The following is a 14,140-nucleotide window of genomic DNA, read 5'->3' as shown; positions in this document are numbered from 1 at the left end:
TGTTCGCGCGGTCTTCCCGCAGCCCGCGCGGTGAGGGCGCCGCCGCCCTCACCGCGCCGCCCTCACCGCGCCGGCTCGAACGCCGCGGCGACTGCCCACGTGTCCTCGAACATGCGGTAGCGCGTGATGAACCCGTCGCGGACCTTGATGTCGAAAGCGAAGTCGCTCTCGATGTCGCGGCCCGTCGCCAGGACCTTGGTTCGCAGGGTGCCGAGGACGACACAGCGGTCGCCGTCGCCGACGATCGTTTCGATCTCGAAGTGCTCCACCCTGGCCCCCTGTCCGAGCTGGGTGTAGAAATCGGCGACGCCCGCCCGGCCGGTCTTGCGGCCGATCCACGGCACGACGGACTCGTCGCCGGAGATGAACCAGTCCACGTTCTCGTCGAAACGCTCCGCCAGCTCGCTCGGCGGGGCGCCGGAAAGTACCTGTTCGAACAGATCAGTTGCCGCCTCACGGGCGGATACAGTCGCCATGACACGTAAAGGATGAAGACGTCACGGTTTATTCCGTACTGGCCGCCGCCGGAGGAAGATTGCTCGCGCGGGAGCCGGTTGAGTGGCCGGCCCTTCCCGGTCACCAGGCGTTGATGACCGGCGCGTCGGGTTCGCGCTGCCGCCAGACCTCGTTGAGGCGCGCGAGCCGGCCCGCGGCGGCGATGCCGCGCAGAAACGCGACCTTGCCGTCGCTGATCTCGAACGCCACCGCGCCCACGACCCGGTCCTCGACCACGGCGAGCACGGCGGGGGAGCCGTTGACCAGTGCGACATGGAACACGGGCGAGCCGCCGACCAGCCGCCGCTTCGCCGGCGTGGGCTTGAAGCCCACCCGTACGTAGGAGGCGACCCGCTCGCGCGTCGTGTACCGCACCGTGCGCTTGGCCAGTCCCGCGCCGTCCGAGATCGCCGTCACGTCGTCGGTGAGCAGCGCCACCAGCCGTTCGGTGCGTCCCGACGCGGCGGCGGCGAGGAACTCCTCGACGACCCGGCGCGCGGACGCGGGGTCGGTCCCGCCGCCGCGGCGGCGCTCGGCGGTGACCCGGATCCGGGCCCGGTGGACGTGCTGCTGGCTCGCGGACGCGGTGATGTCGAGGATTCCGGCGATCTCGGCGTGGCTGTACGAGAAGGCTTCACGCAGGACGTAGACAGCACGCTCGACCGGTGAGAGGCGCTCCAAGAGGGTCAGTACGGCCAGCGACACCGATTCACGCTGCTCGAAGGTGTCGGCAGGGCCGAGCATCGGGTCGCCGTCGAGGAGCGGCTCGGGCAGCCAGGCGCCGGCCGCTCGCTCGTGGCGCGCCTGCGCCGAGCGGAGCCGGTCGAGGCAGAGATTGGTGGCGACCTTGGTCAGCCACGCTTCCGGCACCTCGACCCGTTCGCGGTCGGCGGCCTGCCAGCGCAGGAAGGTGTCCTGCACGGCGTCCTCGGCGTCGGCGGCCGAGCCGAGCAGACGGTACGCGAGTGAGGCCAGCCGGCCCCGGCTGGCCTCGAACCGATCGATGGCCGCGATGTCCATGCGTGACAGCCTATGCGGCGACCTTCGCACCGGCCGGTTCGGTCGCGGTGGCCAGGCGGCGCTTGCGCTTCGGCATGCCGAAGGTCGGGTGGGCGATGCCCCACCCGGCCCCCCTGAGCACGCCCGACTTGATCCGCGCGGCGGTCCGGCCGCCCAGGTACCAGGACTTCGACCTGACGTCCCCGTCCACCATCTGGATGATCGCGTCCCGCCGCCCGAGGCTGATGTGGTTGCCGTAGTACTCCAGCCCGGTGGTCGGGACCTCACTGCCCGTCAGGCGCGCGATGATGGCGGCGGTCGCCTGCATGTTGGTGAAGCCGGCCGAGGCGCAGGACATCGGCAGCGGCCGGCCGTTGTCGCCGATCGCGTAGGCGCAGTCACCGGCGGCGTAGACGTCCGGGTGCGAGACCGAGCGCATGGTGCGGTCGACGACGATCTGGCCGGTCCCGGCGACCTCCAGACCGCTGGCGGCCGCGATGGGGTGTACGGCGAAGCCGGCCGACCACACGGTCACGTCGGCCGGGATGGACCTACCGTCGGCGGTGATCGCCCAAGACGGCTCGACGGCTGCGATGCCGGTGTTCTCGTGGACGGTGATGCCGAGCCGGTCGAAGGCCTGGTGCAGATGGCGGTGGGCCTTCGGGGAGAGCCACGTGCCCAGTTGGCCGCGGGCGGCGAGCGCGACCGAGAGGTCGGGCCGGGACTCGGCGAGCTCGGTGACGGTCTCGATGCCGGTCAGACCCTCGCCGACGACCAGCACAGTGCCGCCCCCGCCCAGGCCGGCCAGGCGCTCGCGCAGACGCAGCGCCGAGGCCCGGCCGGTCACATCGAAGGCGTACTCGGCCACGCCGGGGACGCCGTGGTGGGCCACGGAACTGCCGAGCGCGTAGAGAAGCGTGTCGTACGCGAGCTCACCGTCGCCGCGCGCGCCGCCCTTCGCGTCCTCCCGGTCCTCGCCGGTCACGGCGACGGTACGGCGCTCGGGGTCGACGCCGGTGACGCGCGCCAGGCGCAGCCGTACCCCGGTGCCCGCGAACACGTCCGTGAGCTTGCGGAACGCGAGGTCCTGGCCGGCCGCGAGCTGGTGGAGCCGCATCCGCTCGACGAAGTCGGGCACGGCGTTGACGACGGTGATCTCAGTGTCGGCGGGGGAGAGGCGGCGGGCCAGGTTTCCGGCGGCGAAGGCCCCGGCGTATCCGGCGCCGAGTACGACGATGCGGTGCTTCATGGCGTTGCTCCTGTCTCGTTCGCGTGGCCCTTGAACGAGACGGCGCTCCGATTGCTGACAGAAGCCGGGTGTGACGTGGGTCACTCAATGGTCGTGCCGCAGTCGCCCCGGAGAGAGGAGCCCCCGTTTCAGTCCTTCCGGCTGTCCCATGGATTCCCGATCCAGCCGTCGAACGAGGGGATGAGCGCCGCGAGGGCGGCTCCGAGCCGCCAGTCCAGGTCGGGCGCGTTCACATGCACCTTGTCGCCCGACGACCGGAACTCCAGAGGTACTTGTCCGCCGGCGCGCCACTTGATGCGGCGGGGTCCGCGGGGGAAGTCACCACCGGTGCCGCCGCCGAACAGCACGGAGATGATGACGAACGGCAGTAGGGGCGCGAAGAACCACCACACGCACCACCAGAAGAGCCGGCCCTTGTACCCCACGGCGTCGGGGGCGGCTGGGCGGCTCACCGTCCAGCGTGTGCGTATGCCCCGGCTGAAAGCCTTGTCGCGTGTGACCATGCCGAGCGGTTCGCCCTGGGGACCGAGCACATGGAACCGCGCCCGCCGGCCTCCGGTGAGGGTGACGAGGGTGGCGACCCGCGCCTGCCGGTGGTCGTCCGCCCACAGGACGAACGAGCGGGAGCCACTCTTGCGGGCCGCGAGGTAGGCGGATATGCCGCCCGGCGGAAGTTCGCGTTCCACGTAGGCGACCGTCCGCGGGGTTCCCGTTCCGTCGGAGAAGAGGATCTCGCAGTCGAACTGCCCGCCGGGGGTGGTCCGCAGGCTCCGCAGGGCTCGCAGGCTCAAAGTACTGGTCACCCGATGGGCTCCTTCTCGCGTGTCTGTGTCCAGCGGTCGGTACGGTCGGCGGGCCGGCTCAGCGGCTGACGGCGGTCGTGACACCGAGCGCCTTCCTGGGACAGGCTGAGCCGGCGGCCGTACCGGCCGGTTCCGTCACGAGCCTGCGGGTTCGCCGCGACGCAGCGCCACAGCTGACACACAAGTGACGTCATCCTGGGACGTCCCACTCGCTGACCTGCTGGAACATCGCCCGCGCGGTCCGTACGGCGGGACGACCGCGAGCGTGGACGGCGATTCCGCGGCAGGGCGGGGCCCGCGTTCCGTGAGCGCCCCGATGATGGAGAATGAGGCCGGAAGACGGGGCCGGACCAGGGGTCCCGAACGCGAATGGGGGGAACATGTCGCGTTGGAAGCCGCTGCCCGCCGAACTGCACCCACACGTCCGTCAGTTGATCGTGCGACTGCGCGGACTGAAGGACCGCGGGGAACTGAGCGCGCGTCAACTGGCCGCGAAATCCGGGTACAGCGCGAGATCGTGGCAGCGGTATCTGAACGGCAGGTCGCTGCCGCCCCGGGAGGCCGTCGAGGTGATGGCCCGCATCGGCGGCGAGGACCCGACTCGGCTGCTGGCGCTGCACGAGACGGCCGCCGAACGCTGGGCGGAGGGACGTACGGTCACCACCGCTGCCCCGGAGAGCGCCCCGGAGGGCTCTTCGGTGACGCCGCTCCACGCTCCCACGGAGCGGCAGCCGTACGGGCGTCATACGCGCGCCGCGGTCGCGTTCGGAGCGGTGGCCCTGGTGCTGTCCGTCTCCGCGGCGCTCCTGCTGGCCGTGCAGCTGGCCGACGCCCGCGCCGAACTCGCGAACCGTGCCGATACGCCCCCGGCGACCCCGGCCATCGTCTCGGAGACCTTGGTGCCGGTCGTCTACACCTGCCGGCTGGAGGAGCGTGAGGGCCGCTGGTACGCGGGCCTCAGCCGCACCAGCGACACCATCGTGGCGTACACCCACGTGGGGCCGGTGGTGGCCGAGGCGCAGTGCCTGCTGCGCCGGGCGGGTATCTCGACGGGGGACATCGACGGCGTCTTCGGCCCCCAGACGCAGCGTGCGGTCGTGCGCGTCCAGAAGCGGGACGGGCTCGTCGTGGACGGTGTCATCGGGCCGCACACCTGGAAGGCCCTGCGGGAGGCGGCGGCGAAGTGACCGCGGAACACGCCCGGTTGGCCGTGGTGCTGCGGGAGTTGCGGGCCCGTACCGGATTGAGCCTGGCGGCGCTGTCGGAACGAACCGCGTACAGCAAGTCCTCGTGGGAGCGCTATCTCAACGGCAAGAGCCTGCCCCCTCGTCAGGCCGTACGGGAGTTGTGCAGGCTCGCGAACGAGCCCTACGGGCGGGTGTCGGCCCTGTGGGAGATCGCCGAGTCGGGGTGGAGCGGACGCGCCGCGGCCCCCGCCCCGTCCGAGGAATCGCGATCACAGCCCGAGGAACTGCCCCGGCCCTCCGAGGCCGGGCAGCCGCGTGGCCGCAGGAGCCGCGGGGGCCGGCTCATGGTGGTGCTGGTGTCGGCGTACGCGGTGATCGTCGGTGGTGTGGCTCTGGTGTTCTTCCTGCTGTCGGACCGGGAGATCCCGGACGACGGCGGAACACCGGCGGGCTCGGCACCGTACTCCCTCGCCCCCCAATGTCGTGGAGCCGCCTGTGAGGGCCGGGACCCGATGCGCCTGGTCTGCGCCATCGGCCCCGACACCCTCACCACGTACCGCACTTCCACCGGCGCCAACGTGGAGCTGCGCTACAGCGAGAAGTGCGGCGCCACCTGGGCCCGGGTCTGGGGCGCCCGGATCGGCGACCGGGTGGAGGTCACCGCGGCCGGCCCGACCCGCGACGTACGCATCGAGGACACCGTCGACATGGAGACCTACGTCTACACCGAGATGACCGCGGTCCACCCCGGCAGCGCCGTCCGGGCCTGCTTCAAGCCCGTGTCGGCCGACGGCGGACGGGAGTGTGTGGAGGCCCGTGTGGGCGGGGCCGCCGGCGGTGCGCGGAGGGCTTCAAGGCCGTAGATCCGGATGACTTCGGGCCGTGGGCAAGGCACTTCGGCGTATCCGGCCATGCCGTTTCGGGGCAGTGGACGGTCCGGGCGGCTCGCACACCGGCGCCGACCCGCTTCGTTTGCCCCGGTGGTGCACCCGCCGCAGGCTGGAGACATGATGTCCGCCGTCCCTGCCGCAGAGGCACAGCACAGCTGGGCCGTCGAGAGGCCCGGACCGATCGAGACCCGCCCCCTGGCCCGGATCGCCCGGCGCACGGCAGCCCCGGGCCCGGGCGACCTGCTGCTGCGGGTGGAGGCGTGCGGCGTCTGCCGTACGGATCTGCACCTCGCCGAGGGGGATCTCGCGCCCCGGCGCCCTTCGACCGTCCCCGGCCATGAGATCGTCGGCCGCGTCGTCGCCGTCGGGGAGGCGGTGACCTCGTTCCGTATCGGCGACCGCGCCGGCGGCGCCTGGCTGCGCGGGACCTGCGGGAAGTGCCGCTACTGCCGGGCGGGGCGGGAGAACCTCTGCCCCTGGTCCACCTACACGGGCTGGGACGAGGACGGCGGCTTCGCCGACATGGCGCTGGTCCCGGCTGCCTTCGCGTATCCCCTCCCGGAGATCCGGGACGCCGCCTCGCTCGCGCCCCTCCTGTGTGCCGGGATCATCGGCTACCGCGCGCTCCGCCGCAGCGCACTGCCCGAGGGCGGGCGTCTCGGCATCTACGGTTTCGGCGCCTCGGCCCATCTGGCGGCCCAGGTCGCCGTGGCCGAGGGGGCCACCGTCCATGTGCTGACCCGGTCGGCGCGGGCACGGGAACTCGCGCTGAGCCTCGGCGCCGCTTCGGCCGGCGGCGCGTACGAACGCCCGCCCGAACCACTGGACTCGGCCGTCCTGTTCGCTCCGGTGGGCGACCTGGTCCCGGTGGCCCTGGAAGCGCTGGACCGTTCGGGCACGCTCGCCATCGCGGGCATCCACCTCACGGACATCCCCTCGCTGAACTATGAGCGTCATCTCTTCCAGGAGCGCGACCTGCGCAGCGTCACGTCCAACACCCGCCAGGACGGACGCGACTTCCTGGCCCTCGCGGAGCGGATCGGCATTCAGGTCACCGTGAGTCCGTATCCGCTGGGCCGGGCGGACCAGGCGCTCGCCGACCTCGCGGCCGGCCGTGTCAACGGCGCCGCCGTGCTCGTACCGGACTGACCCCGCCCCGGGGGCGGAGCACCGAAGGGACGTCACTTCAGCGCCTGGCGAAGAAGCTCGCTCACGGGGTGAGGACGATGCGGCCGTTCGCCGCGTGGCTCTCCAGCCGTTCGTGTGCGGTCGCGGCGTCGGCCAGGGAGTGGATCTCGATCTCGGTGCCGGCCAGGCCGTCCGCGACCGCCTTCAGCGCGGCCTCGGCCGCGGGCCGGACGGCCTCGGGGTGTGCCGGCATGTAGGCGCCGGCGTTGAAGCCGGTGACGGTGGCGTTGCTCTGCCAGATGCGGTTGCTGTCGATGCGGTGGTCCCAGTCGCCGCTGGCGTTTCCGACCAGCAGGAGGCGGCCGGACGGCGCGAGCAGGTCCAGGCTCTGCGTGCGGACGAGGCCGCCCACGGGGTCGACGATGATGTCGAATTTCTCGCCGTCGAGGGCATCCGGCAGCAGGGCGGAGTCGACGACGGTGTCGTACGGCAGCCTGGTGGCGGATGCCGCACCCATCCGCTCGGTGCGGACCGTTCCGACCACCCGTGAGGCGCCGAGCTGTCGGGCGATGCCGGGAAAGGCGGCCGCGAAGGCGCCCAGCGCTCCGTGGACGAGGACGCTGTCGCCCGCGGACATACGGATCGCGCCGGTGAGCGCGGCGTGGGCCATGATCGCGTTGGGGACGACAGCGACGGCGAGAGCCGGATCGATGTCGTGGCCCTCGGTGGACACGGTTCGTGCCTGGTCGCTGATGTACACCGACGCGTACCCTCCCGTCCCACCGGCGGGAAGTGCCACCACCTGCTCGCCGACGGCGAAGCCGGTGACCCCCTCGCCGAGCGCGCGTACGGTGCCGGCGACTTCGAGACCGGGGACATAGGGCGGTTGTGGCAGCCCTGCGGCGTCCCTGAACAGGCCCTGGCGGATGTAGACGTCGATGAGCCCGACGGCGGCGTGGGTGACGTCGATGGCGAGCCGGCCCGGACCCGGAGTCGGATCCGGCAGATCGGCGGGTACGAGCACGCCCGGTTCGCCGAACCGGCTTACCTGTACGGCTTTCATGAAGATCCCCTTCCACTTATAACGCACGTCGTGATGCGTTATCTCGAACGTAGCACGAGGCGTCGGTTAGCGCATCGCCGTGTGTGTTAAACTTCTGGAATGCGTCAGAGGGCCCGATCGGTCGAAGACAAGTCACGGCGCGCGGCGGACCTGCTGGACGCGGCGGAGGCGCTCGCGGTCGAACTCGGCGGCGTCCGGTACATCACGCTGGCCCGGGTCACCGAGCGGGCCGGGCTGCACCGCACCGGCGTCCGGCGCTACTACGCCAGCAAGGAGGAGCTGCTCCTCGAACTGGCCGAGCGGGGATGGGGCCAGTGGCGCGACGCGGTGCAGGACGAGGTGGTCGACCGCGACGGGCTCAGCCCCACCCGGATCGCGGCGGTGGTCAGCGAGACCTTGGTCGCACTGCCGGTGTTCTGCGACCTCTTGACCCACGTCCCGTTGAATCTCGAAGGCGATGTCGACATCGAACGGGCCCGCCGGTACAAGACGAATGCCTTCGCCGCCCACGACGAGATCGTGACCGCTCTGGACCGCGTGAGCGGCATGACGGCCGAACAGATCAGCGGCCTGCTGGCCGTGGCGATCACGCTCGCCGCGGGATTCTGGCAGGTGTCCCATCCGACCCCCACTCTGGCCGCGTTGTACGAGGAGGTGCCCCGCTGGGGTCATGTCGCGCTCGACTTCGCTCCACGGCTCGACCGCGCGCTCGCGGCGTACGCGATCGGACTCACCGGGCCCGCCCGCCCCGAAGACGCGAGCTGAGGGCTGTCCCGTAGGGCTGTCCCGTAATCCCCGGCGCACGGAGCCGGGATTTACGGAAGAGGCGGCGAACGTGTCGTTTCCGCTCCACTGCGATCTTGTGGAATTCATGATCTAATTTTCTGGACCGGCCAGCACCAAGGCGCAGACATTTCGATGGTCTGCAGTCGCAAGCGAATTCCGTTGAGCGCCGTCGGCTCCAGGACTCTGGTCCTGGATTGAACGGTGTACTGGAATCAAGGAGCGATCAGCCATGAGCGGCACGTTTGAAACGGTTACCGAGATTGACCGGCCCATCGAAGAGGTCTTCGCCTACCTCGCGGATGGCACGAACGACCCTGAGTTCAGCCCGCGCGTACAGCGGATCGACAAGGTCCCGGCAGGCCCCACATCGGTCGGGACGGTTTTTCGGACCACCGTGAAGGACGCGGGTATGAAGTCGAACCGCGAAATGGTGATCACCGAAATGGAAGCCCCCCGGAAGATCCGCTGGAGGGAGACCAGCAAGAATTCGGTAACCGCCTCCGAGGGTGGCTACGACCTGCAGGAAGCCGCGAACGGAAGCACGCAGGTACGTCTCTACAACGCCCTTGAGGGCCACGGCGTCGGAAAGGTGCTGGTGGGTCTGGCGCTCGGCGCGGCCCGTAAGGACGCACCGGCCTTCGGCGAGCGCATCAAGAAGGCTGTCGAGGCATCCTGACCGCTGTGACGTGTGGCACTGTCCGGGTGCCAAGGGTCGGGCGTACGCGATCATGACCGGATGGACGCTCGTTTCCTTGGTATCGCTGAGCTGGTCGAAGCCCCGTCCGTGGCGGTCGTGGTCGACGTCATGCGCGCTTTCACGGTGGCCGCCTGGGCCTTCGCCCAGGGGGCGGAGAAGATCGTCCTCGCCGAGTCGCCGGACGACGCCCTCGCGCTCAAGGCTCGCCACCCGGACTGGGTGGCGGTCAAGGACGGTCCGCCCGCACCCGGGTTCGACACCGTCAACTCCCCGGGTCTGCTGCGGTCCATCGACCTTGGCGGACGGACCGTCGTGCAGAAGACCACGGCGGGGACGGTCGGCGCCCTCGCGGTCAAGGAGGCGTCGCTGGTGCTGTGCGCCGGCTTCGTGGTCGCCGAGGCGACGGCAAGGCTCCTGCGGACGTACGAGTGTGACAGCGCCACGTTCGTGGTCACCGGTGAAGACGGCCGAGCGGATGAGGATCTGGCGTGCGCGCAGTACATCGCCCGGAGGGCCACCGAGGCTGGGACGGACGCTGCCGAGTTTCTCCGCCGCGCGGGCGAGTCCCGGGCCGCCCACGAGTTGGCGGAGGGTGTGCGTGAAGGAGTCCACCCTGATGACGTCGCGCTCTGTCTTGAGCTCGACCGGTTCCCCTTCGCCATGGTGGCCACGATGGAGGACTCCCTCATGGTCCTCCGTGCCCGCGCCGTGCCTTCGCCGCTCGCGGGGCTTCGACCTGACCGCTGGTGAGGTCTCCGGACTGCCTTGGCTCAGCCCGGCGTGTCCATCAGGGTGGTGACATAGGCGTCCAGTCGCTCCTCCACGGCTCGCGCCGTCAGCTCTGTTCTCCCTGCCTCCCGCCACGGCCGCGACACCGCCCGCACTTCTTCCGAGAACGCGAGCCCGTCCCGCACCCGCCAGTACAGCCGCTCGCTCGCGGCCGCGGCCAGGGTTCCACCGGCCTCCTCGTAGGCCTCGGCGAACCGCGCACCCCACGCCGGGCCGTGCAGCAGCGCGAGATTGGTGGAGCAGTGCGCCACGTCGAGGTCCGCCGGGCCCCAGGATGTCCCTGCCCAGTCGACGACGCCGGTGATCCGGGGACCCGCCTGGTTCGGGGGCGACATGTCGAACAGCACGTTGCCGGGGTGGAAGTCGCGGTGCAGGAACCGGCCTTCGTAGGCGGGTGCGGGCCCGCGGATCACGTCGATCGCCGCGGCCCATGCCGCCGCGTCGGCGCCCTTCGGAGTCACGACGGTGTCGGCGGTCGTCAACGTCGCATACGTCCGGGGCCGGCCGGCGGGCCGCAGCGCGTGGACAGCGACGAGTTGACGGGCCAGCAGAGGGATACGTGCCTCCAGTCCCTCGTCGTCGAGGACCGTCCGGCCCGCCAGATGTGTCATCAGGAGCGAGGGATACTCGCAGTGCGCGGCGGCCGGATCGACCGCGACCAGTTCAGGAGCGGGCACGTCGGTCCCCGCCAGCAGGGCCAGGGCGCCGGCCTCCCTGTTCAGCGCGTCCTCGGCGTGCTCCACGTCGACGAAGGTCCGCAGCACCAGGTCACGGGTGCCCGCGTCCCGCGTGCTGATGGTCAGCCTCCGCATTTCGGCGGTGATGCCGCCGTGCAGCGCCTCGGTCCTGACGATCCGTTCGCCGGCCCCCAGCTGCCGGCCCACCCAGGCCAGTGTCAACGGCCGGACGGCCGTCGCCTCGTCGTCGGTCACCGTGCCACCCCATCATCCGGACGACGGCACGCGCGAGAGATTTACGGACGGCGGGGCTGTCGACCGCCGATGCGGCTGCCGTCACTCACCAGGCCTAACGTTGGCCCATGCCGAAGATGCCGCAGCGAGTCGAACTACGCCCGCTCACCCTCTCCGACCAGGACGAGTTCTGCACGCTCGTACAGGCCAGTTCCGAGCTGCACCTGCCGTGGATGCGGCTGCCCGGGACGGCGGAGGAGTTCCAGGCCTGGATGCACCGCTTCGAGGACGGCACCAACCGGGGTTATCTGGTCCGTGTCCGGGAGACCGGCGCGGCCGCAGGCATGGTCAACATCAACTCGATCATCCGTGGCCGCTACCAGGGCGCGTCCCTGGGCTACGCCGCCTTCGCCCCTTCCGCGGGGTGCGGCTACATGACCGAAGGGCTCGTCGCCACTCTGCGACACGCCTTCACCGACCTGCGGCTCCACCGGCTGGAGGCCAACATTCAGCCGGCGAACAAGGCATCCCTGGCCCTGGTCCAGCGGCTGGGCTTCCGCTACGAAGGGGTCTCGCCCGCGTACCTCTACATCGACGGGGACTGGCGGGACCACGAACGCTGGTCCATCAGCGCACCGACCCCCTGGACACCCGATCCATCCCTTCCCGAGGTCTGAGTCGCACGGTCCGCCTACGAGACACGCCAAGCTCCCTCTACGGGACACACACCAAGCTCCCTCGCGCGCGATCCGGCCCGGCGCGGCAAAAGAGTTACTGTTTGTGATGTTCTGTCCTGAATAGTGAGCTGCTGACGCGCACAGCAGAGGTCCACTGCGAAGGAAGCCAACGATGAGTGAGCCGTCGACCCCCGACCCGCCGGACGGAACAGGAAGCGGGACGAACGGCGGTTCGCGGACCGGCGACGTCGGCCCCGTGGTGGACGAACCCGATCCGAATCGCTGGTGGGCCCTGGCCGTCATCGCGACCGCGCAGCTCATGGTGGTGCTCGACGCGACGATCGTGAACATCGCCCTTCCGTCCGCACAGCGCGACCTCGGCATCAGCAACGGAAACCGCCAGTGGGTGATCACCGCGTACACCCTGGCCTTCGGCGGACTGCTGCTGCTCGGTGGCCGGGTCGCCGACCTGGTCGGCCGTAAGCGCACGTTCATCATCGGCCTCATCGGTTTCGCGGGCGCCTCCGCGCTCGGTGGCGCGTCCTTCGGGCAGGAGATGCTCTATCTCTCCCGCGCGCTGCAGGGCGTCTTCGCCGCCCTCCTGGCGCCCTCCGCGCTCTCCCTGCTCACCACGACCTTCCCGTCGGGCAGGGAACGCGCCAAGGCCTTCGGTGTCTTCAGCGCCATCGCGGGCGGCGGCTCCGCCATCGGACTCCTGCTGGGCGGCATCCTCACCGAATGGCTCAGCTGGCGCTGGTGCCTGTACGTGAACGTCCTCATCGCCCTTCTCGCCGTCGTCGGCGCCCTCACGCTGCTCAAGGACCGGGCGGGAGCCAAGGGCGCGCACCTCGACATCCCGGGGGTCGTCCTGGGCAGCGGGGGCCTCGTCGCGATCGTGTACGGGTTCAGCAGGGCCGAGTCCGACGGGTGGACCTCCGCGGAGGTCCTGGCGGTGCTGAGCATCGGCATCGCCCTGCTCGCGGCGTTCACCTGGTGGCAGACGAAGTCATCCGATCCGCTGCTGCCGCTGCACATCATCGGGGAGCGCAACCGTGGCGGCTCGGTCATCGTGATGGCGCTGACGACGATCGGCCTGTTCGGCGCCTTCCTGTTCCTCACGTTCTTCCTGCAGAACATCCTCGGGTACTCGCCACTCAGCGCCGGACTCGCCTTCCTGCCGCTGTCGGCCGGAGTCATCATCGGCTCGACCCAGATCTCGGCCCGGCTGCTTCCCCTCGTACCGCCGCGCTTCCTGCTGGTCCCCGGACTGCTGCTGAGCGCCGGGGGAATGTACTCGCTGACCTTTCTCGACACGCACTCCAGCTACGCGGGGCACATCCTGCCCGGCACGATCCTGCTGGGCTTCGGGCTCGGACTGACCTTCCTGCCCGTCGTCTCCACGGCCACGATGGGAGTCGCCCCACGGGACTCAGGAGTCACTTCCGCGTCGGTCAACACCGCGCAGCAGGTGGGCGGTTCCATCGGTACGTCCCTGTTGAACACGATCGCGACGACGGCCACGGCCACGTATCTGACCAGCCATCTGGCCGCGGCGGCGCGCGAGGGACCTCTGACGCGGGCGGAGCGGACACGCATCGTGAACACGGGCACGGTCCACGGTTTCACCGTCGCCATCACCTGGGCGGCGATCATCCTCCTCGCCGCCGCGGTCATCGGCGCCATCATGATCAACAGAGGATCCCCCCGGGCCGACGCGTCGGACGAAGGGGCGACACCGGAAGCGACCCCGGGTGCGGCGGCCTAGCGACCGAGTCCACGGTCGCGGCTCACACCGGCGGTGAGCCTTCCGGCGTGTCCGAGTAGTCCAGGAGGTCCTGGTAGGTCTGCCCCTCCGGGCGGTAGAAGCGGTTCCTGTCCCACTCGGCGCCGATCGGCGACTCGGCGATCAGGCGCGAGAACGTCAGCGCCGCGGCCAGCGGCCGGTGGTTGACGACGACCGCGTCGATCTTTCCGTCCGCGTTGCGGTGCATCGTCGCCGTGGCCTTGATCGGCCGCCCCGCGACGACCGCGGTGTACTCCTCCACGTGGTAGTCGCCGGCGTCGAAGCTGAAGTCGTCCACCCGGTCGCGGTAGAACCCGCTCACGACCGCGAGTTGTGCCAGCACGGCGTCCCGGTCCCTGAGCACACCGTTCATCACCACGCCCTCAAGGGTGACGTCGTCGGCCAGGTTGTCCTTGAACGACGCCATGGCGGTTCCCTCTCTACGACCAGCGGCTCGGGGCCCCGCCACCCACTCAACATCGGCGTCCGGGCCCCTGCGACGCGGCACGTGCCGATGTGGCGCAAGCGGGTGACGACCGCGACAGGCGGCGCCGTCGGGCCCCTCCGGGCGGTCCGCCCGTCTGCCCGTCCGCCGGCCCGGGTTTTGAGATGCGGCCGGCTCCTGGTCGGCGGTTGCTCCCCACCTGGCCCAGTTTCTCCCGCATGATCATTACGGCCTGGAC

At 70.6% G+C, this 14,140-nt stretch carries 15 protein-coding genes; 8 read left to right on the top strand and 7 right to left on the bottom strand.

The features are described 5' to 3' along the window. Positions 1 to 62 precede the first annotated feature (62 nt). The 4 genes from IEY79_RS12400 to IEY79_RS12385 form a co-directional block, all read right to left on the bottom strand. On the bottom strand, positions 63 to 476 hold the full coding sequence (locus tag IEY79_RS12400; protein ID WP_189107456.1) for a nuclear transport factor 2 family protein: 414 nt from the start codon (positions 474 to 476) through the stop codon (positions 63 to 65). 100 nt (positions 477 to 576) lie between these two features. After that, complete coding sequence (locus tag IEY79_RS12395; protein WP_189107455.1) at positions 577 to 1,515, bottom strand: sigma-70 family RNA polymerase sigma factor; 939 nt, start codon at positions 1,513 to 1,515, stop codon at positions 577 to 579. A gap of 10 nt (positions 1,516 to 1,525) precedes the next feature. Then, the gene (locus tag IEY79_RS12390; RefSeq protein ID WP_189107454.1) at positions 1,526 to 2,743 is read right to left on the bottom strand and encodes an NAD(P)/FAD-dependent oxidoreductase; all 1,218 of its coding nucleotides are present in this window, start codon (positions 2,741 to 2,743) and stop codon (positions 1,526 to 1,528) included. 128 nt (positions 2,744 to 2,871) lie between these two features. Next, positions 2,872 to 3,546 carry a hypothetical protein gene (locus IEY79_RS12385; RefSeq protein ID WP_189107453.1) on the bottom strand — a complete coding sequence of 225 codons (675 nt, stop codon included), beginning with the start codon at positions 3,544 to 3,546 and terminating at the stop codon, positions 2,872 to 2,874. A gap of 380 nt (positions 3,547 to 3,926) precedes the next feature. On the opposite strand from IEY79_RS12385, the gene IEY79_RS12380 reads away from it, so the two are divergent. The 3 genes from IEY79_RS12380 (at position 3,927) to IEY79_RS12370 (ending at position 6,772) form a co-directional block, all read left to right on the top strand. Next, complete coding sequence (locus tag IEY79_RS12380) at positions 3,927 to 4,733, top strand: peptidoglycan-binding protein (RefSeq protein ID WP_189107452.1); 807 nt, start codon at positions 3,927 to 3,929, stop codon at positions 4,731 to 4,733. Then, positions 4,730 to 5,596 (top strand): helix-turn-helix domain-containing protein, encoded by an 867-nt coding sequence (locus tag IEY79_RS12375; RefSeq protein ID WP_189107451.1) that lies wholly within the window; start codon positions 4,730 to 4,732, stop codon positions 5,594 to 5,596. The genes IEY79_RS12380 and IEY79_RS12375 overlap by 4 nt, the downstream gene beginning before the upstream one ends. A 147-nt stretch (positions 5,597 to 5,743) precedes the next feature. After that, positions 5,744 to 6,772: a zinc-dependent alcohol dehydrogenase family protein gene (locus IEY79_RS12370; RefSeq protein WP_189107510.1), complete on the top strand. Its 1,029-nt coding sequence runs from the start codon at positions 5,744 to 5,746 to the stop codon at positions 6,770 to 6,772. A gap of 61 nt (positions 6,773 to 6,833) precedes the next feature. Here IEY79_RS12370 and IEY79_RS12365 read toward each other — a convergent pair whose 3' ends face one another. Then, positions 6,834 to 7,814, bottom strand: coding sequence for a quinone oxidoreductase family protein (locus IEY79_RS12365; protein ID WP_189107450.1), 981 nt, complete (start codon positions 7,812 to 7,814; stop codon positions 6,834 to 6,836). 99 nt (positions 7,815 to 7,913) lie between these two features. Between IEY79_RS12365 and IEY79_RS12360 the strand changes: the two genes are divergently transcribed. The 3 genes from IEY79_RS12360 to IEY79_RS12350 all read left to right on the top strand — a co-directional run bounded on the left by IEY79_RS12360 (position 7,914) and on the right by IEY79_RS12350 (position 10,047). Beyond that, positions 7,914 to 8,579: a TetR family transcriptional regulator gene (locus tag IEY79_RS12360; RefSeq protein WP_189107449.1), complete on the top strand. Its 666-nt coding sequence runs from the start codon at positions 7,914 to 7,916 to the stop codon at positions 8,577 to 8,579. 250 nt (positions 8,580 to 8,829) lie between these two features. Further along, a complete protein-coding gene (locus IEY79_RS12355) occupies positions 8,830 to 9,276 on the top strand; it encodes an SRPBCC family protein (RefSeq protein ID WP_189107448.1) in 447 nt (148 codons plus the stop codon). 60 nt (positions 9,277 to 9,336) lie between these two features. Continuing rightward, a complete protein-coding gene (locus IEY79_RS12350) occupies positions 9,337 to 10,047 on the top strand; it encodes a 2-phosphosulfolactate phosphatase (RefSeq protein WP_189107447.1) in 711 nt (236 codons plus the stop codon). A 20-nt stretch (positions 10,048 to 10,067) separates the two neighbouring features. Here the strand turns inward: IEY79_RS12350 and IEY79_RS12345 are convergent, their stop codons facing one another. Then, positions 10,068 to 11,018: a phosphotransferase family protein gene (locus IEY79_RS12345; protein ID WP_229700826.1), complete on the bottom strand. Its 951-nt coding sequence runs from the start codon at positions 11,016 to 11,018 to the stop codon at positions 10,068 to 10,070. Positions 11,019 to 11,125: 107 nt separating this feature from the next. Between IEY79_RS12345 and IEY79_RS12340 the strand changes: the two genes are divergently transcribed. Both IEY79_RS12340 and IEY79_RS12335 read left to right on the top strand, forming a co-directional pair. Continuing rightward, on the top strand, positions 11,126 to 11,674 hold the full coding sequence (locus IEY79_RS12340) for a GNAT family N-acetyltransferase (RefSeq protein ID WP_189107446.1): 549 nt from the start codon (positions 11,126 to 11,128) through the stop codon (positions 11,672 to 11,674). A 172-nt stretch (positions 11,675 to 11,846) separates the two neighbouring features. Beyond that, the gene (locus IEY79_RS12335) at positions 11,847 to 13,439 is read left to right on the top strand and encodes an MFS transporter (protein WP_189107445.1); all 1,593 of its coding nucleotides are present in this window, start codon (positions 11,847 to 11,849) and stop codon (positions 13,437 to 13,439) included. A gap of 22 nt (positions 13,440 to 13,461) precedes the next feature. Here the strand turns inward: IEY79_RS12335 and IEY79_RS12330 are convergent, their stop codons facing one another. Beyond that, positions 13,462 to 13,884, bottom strand: coding sequence for a hypothetical protein (locus IEY79_RS12330; RefSeq protein ID WP_189107444.1), 423 nt, complete (start codon positions 13,882 to 13,884; stop codon positions 13,462 to 13,464). Positions 13,885 to 14,140 lie beyond the last annotated feature (256 nt).

It is taken from the genome of Streptomyces camponoticapitis (assembly GCF_014646115.1).
Lineage (GTDB): Bacteria > Actinomycetota > Actinomycetes > Streptomycetales > Streptomycetaceae > Streptomyces > Streptomyces camponoticapitis.
Note: the sequence above shows the minus strand (reverse complement) of the source record. Positions and strands in the feature narration are given on the sequence as shown.

Coding starts and splice junctions, on each gene's coding strand:
- IEY79_RS12400 (WP_189107456.1), bottom strand. CDS start 476: ATGGCGACTGTATCCGCCCGTGAGGCGGCAACTGATCTGTTCGAACAG.
- IEY79_RS12395 (WP_189107455.1), bottom strand. CDS start 1,515: ATGGACATCGCGGCCATCGATCGGTTCGAGGCCAGCCGGGGCCGGCTG.
- IEY79_RS12390 (WP_189107454.1), bottom strand. CDS start 2,743: ATGAAGCACCGCATCGTCGTACTCGGCGCCGGATACGCCGGGGCCTTC.
- IEY79_RS12380 (WP_189107452.1), top strand. CDS start 3,927: ATGTCGCGTTGGAAGCCGCTGCCCGCCGAACTGCACCCACACGTCCGT.
- IEY79_RS12370 (WP_189107510.1), top strand. CDS start 5,744: ATGTCCGCCGTCCCTGCCGCAGAGGCACAGCACAGCTGGGCCGTCGAG.
- IEY79_RS12365 (WP_189107450.1), bottom strand. CDS start 7,814: ATGAAAGCCGTACAGGTAAGCCGGTTCGGCGAACCGGGCGTGCTCGTA.
- IEY79_RS12360 (WP_189107449.1), top strand. CDS start 7,914: ATGCGTCAGAGGGCCCGATCGGTCGAAGACAAGTCACGGCGCGCGGCG.
- IEY79_RS12355 (WP_189107448.1), top strand. CDS start 8,830: ATGAGCGGCACGTTTGAAACGGTTACCGAGATTGACCGGCCCATCGAA.
- IEY79_RS12350 (WP_189107447.1), top strand. CDS start 9,337: ATGGACGCTCGTTTCCTTGGTATCGCTGAGCTGGTCGAAGCCCCGTCC.
- IEY79_RS12340 (WP_189107446.1), top strand. CDS start 11,126: ATGCCGAAGATGCCGCAGCGAGTCGAACTACGCCCGCTCACCCTCTCC.
- IEY79_RS12335 (WP_189107445.1), top strand. CDS start 11,847: ATGAGTGAGCCGTCGACCCCCGACCCGCCGGACGGAACAGGAAGCGGG.
- IEY79_RS12330 (WP_189107444.1), bottom strand. CDS start 13,884: ATGGCGTCGTTCAAGGACAACCTGGCCGACGACGTCACCCTTGAGGGC.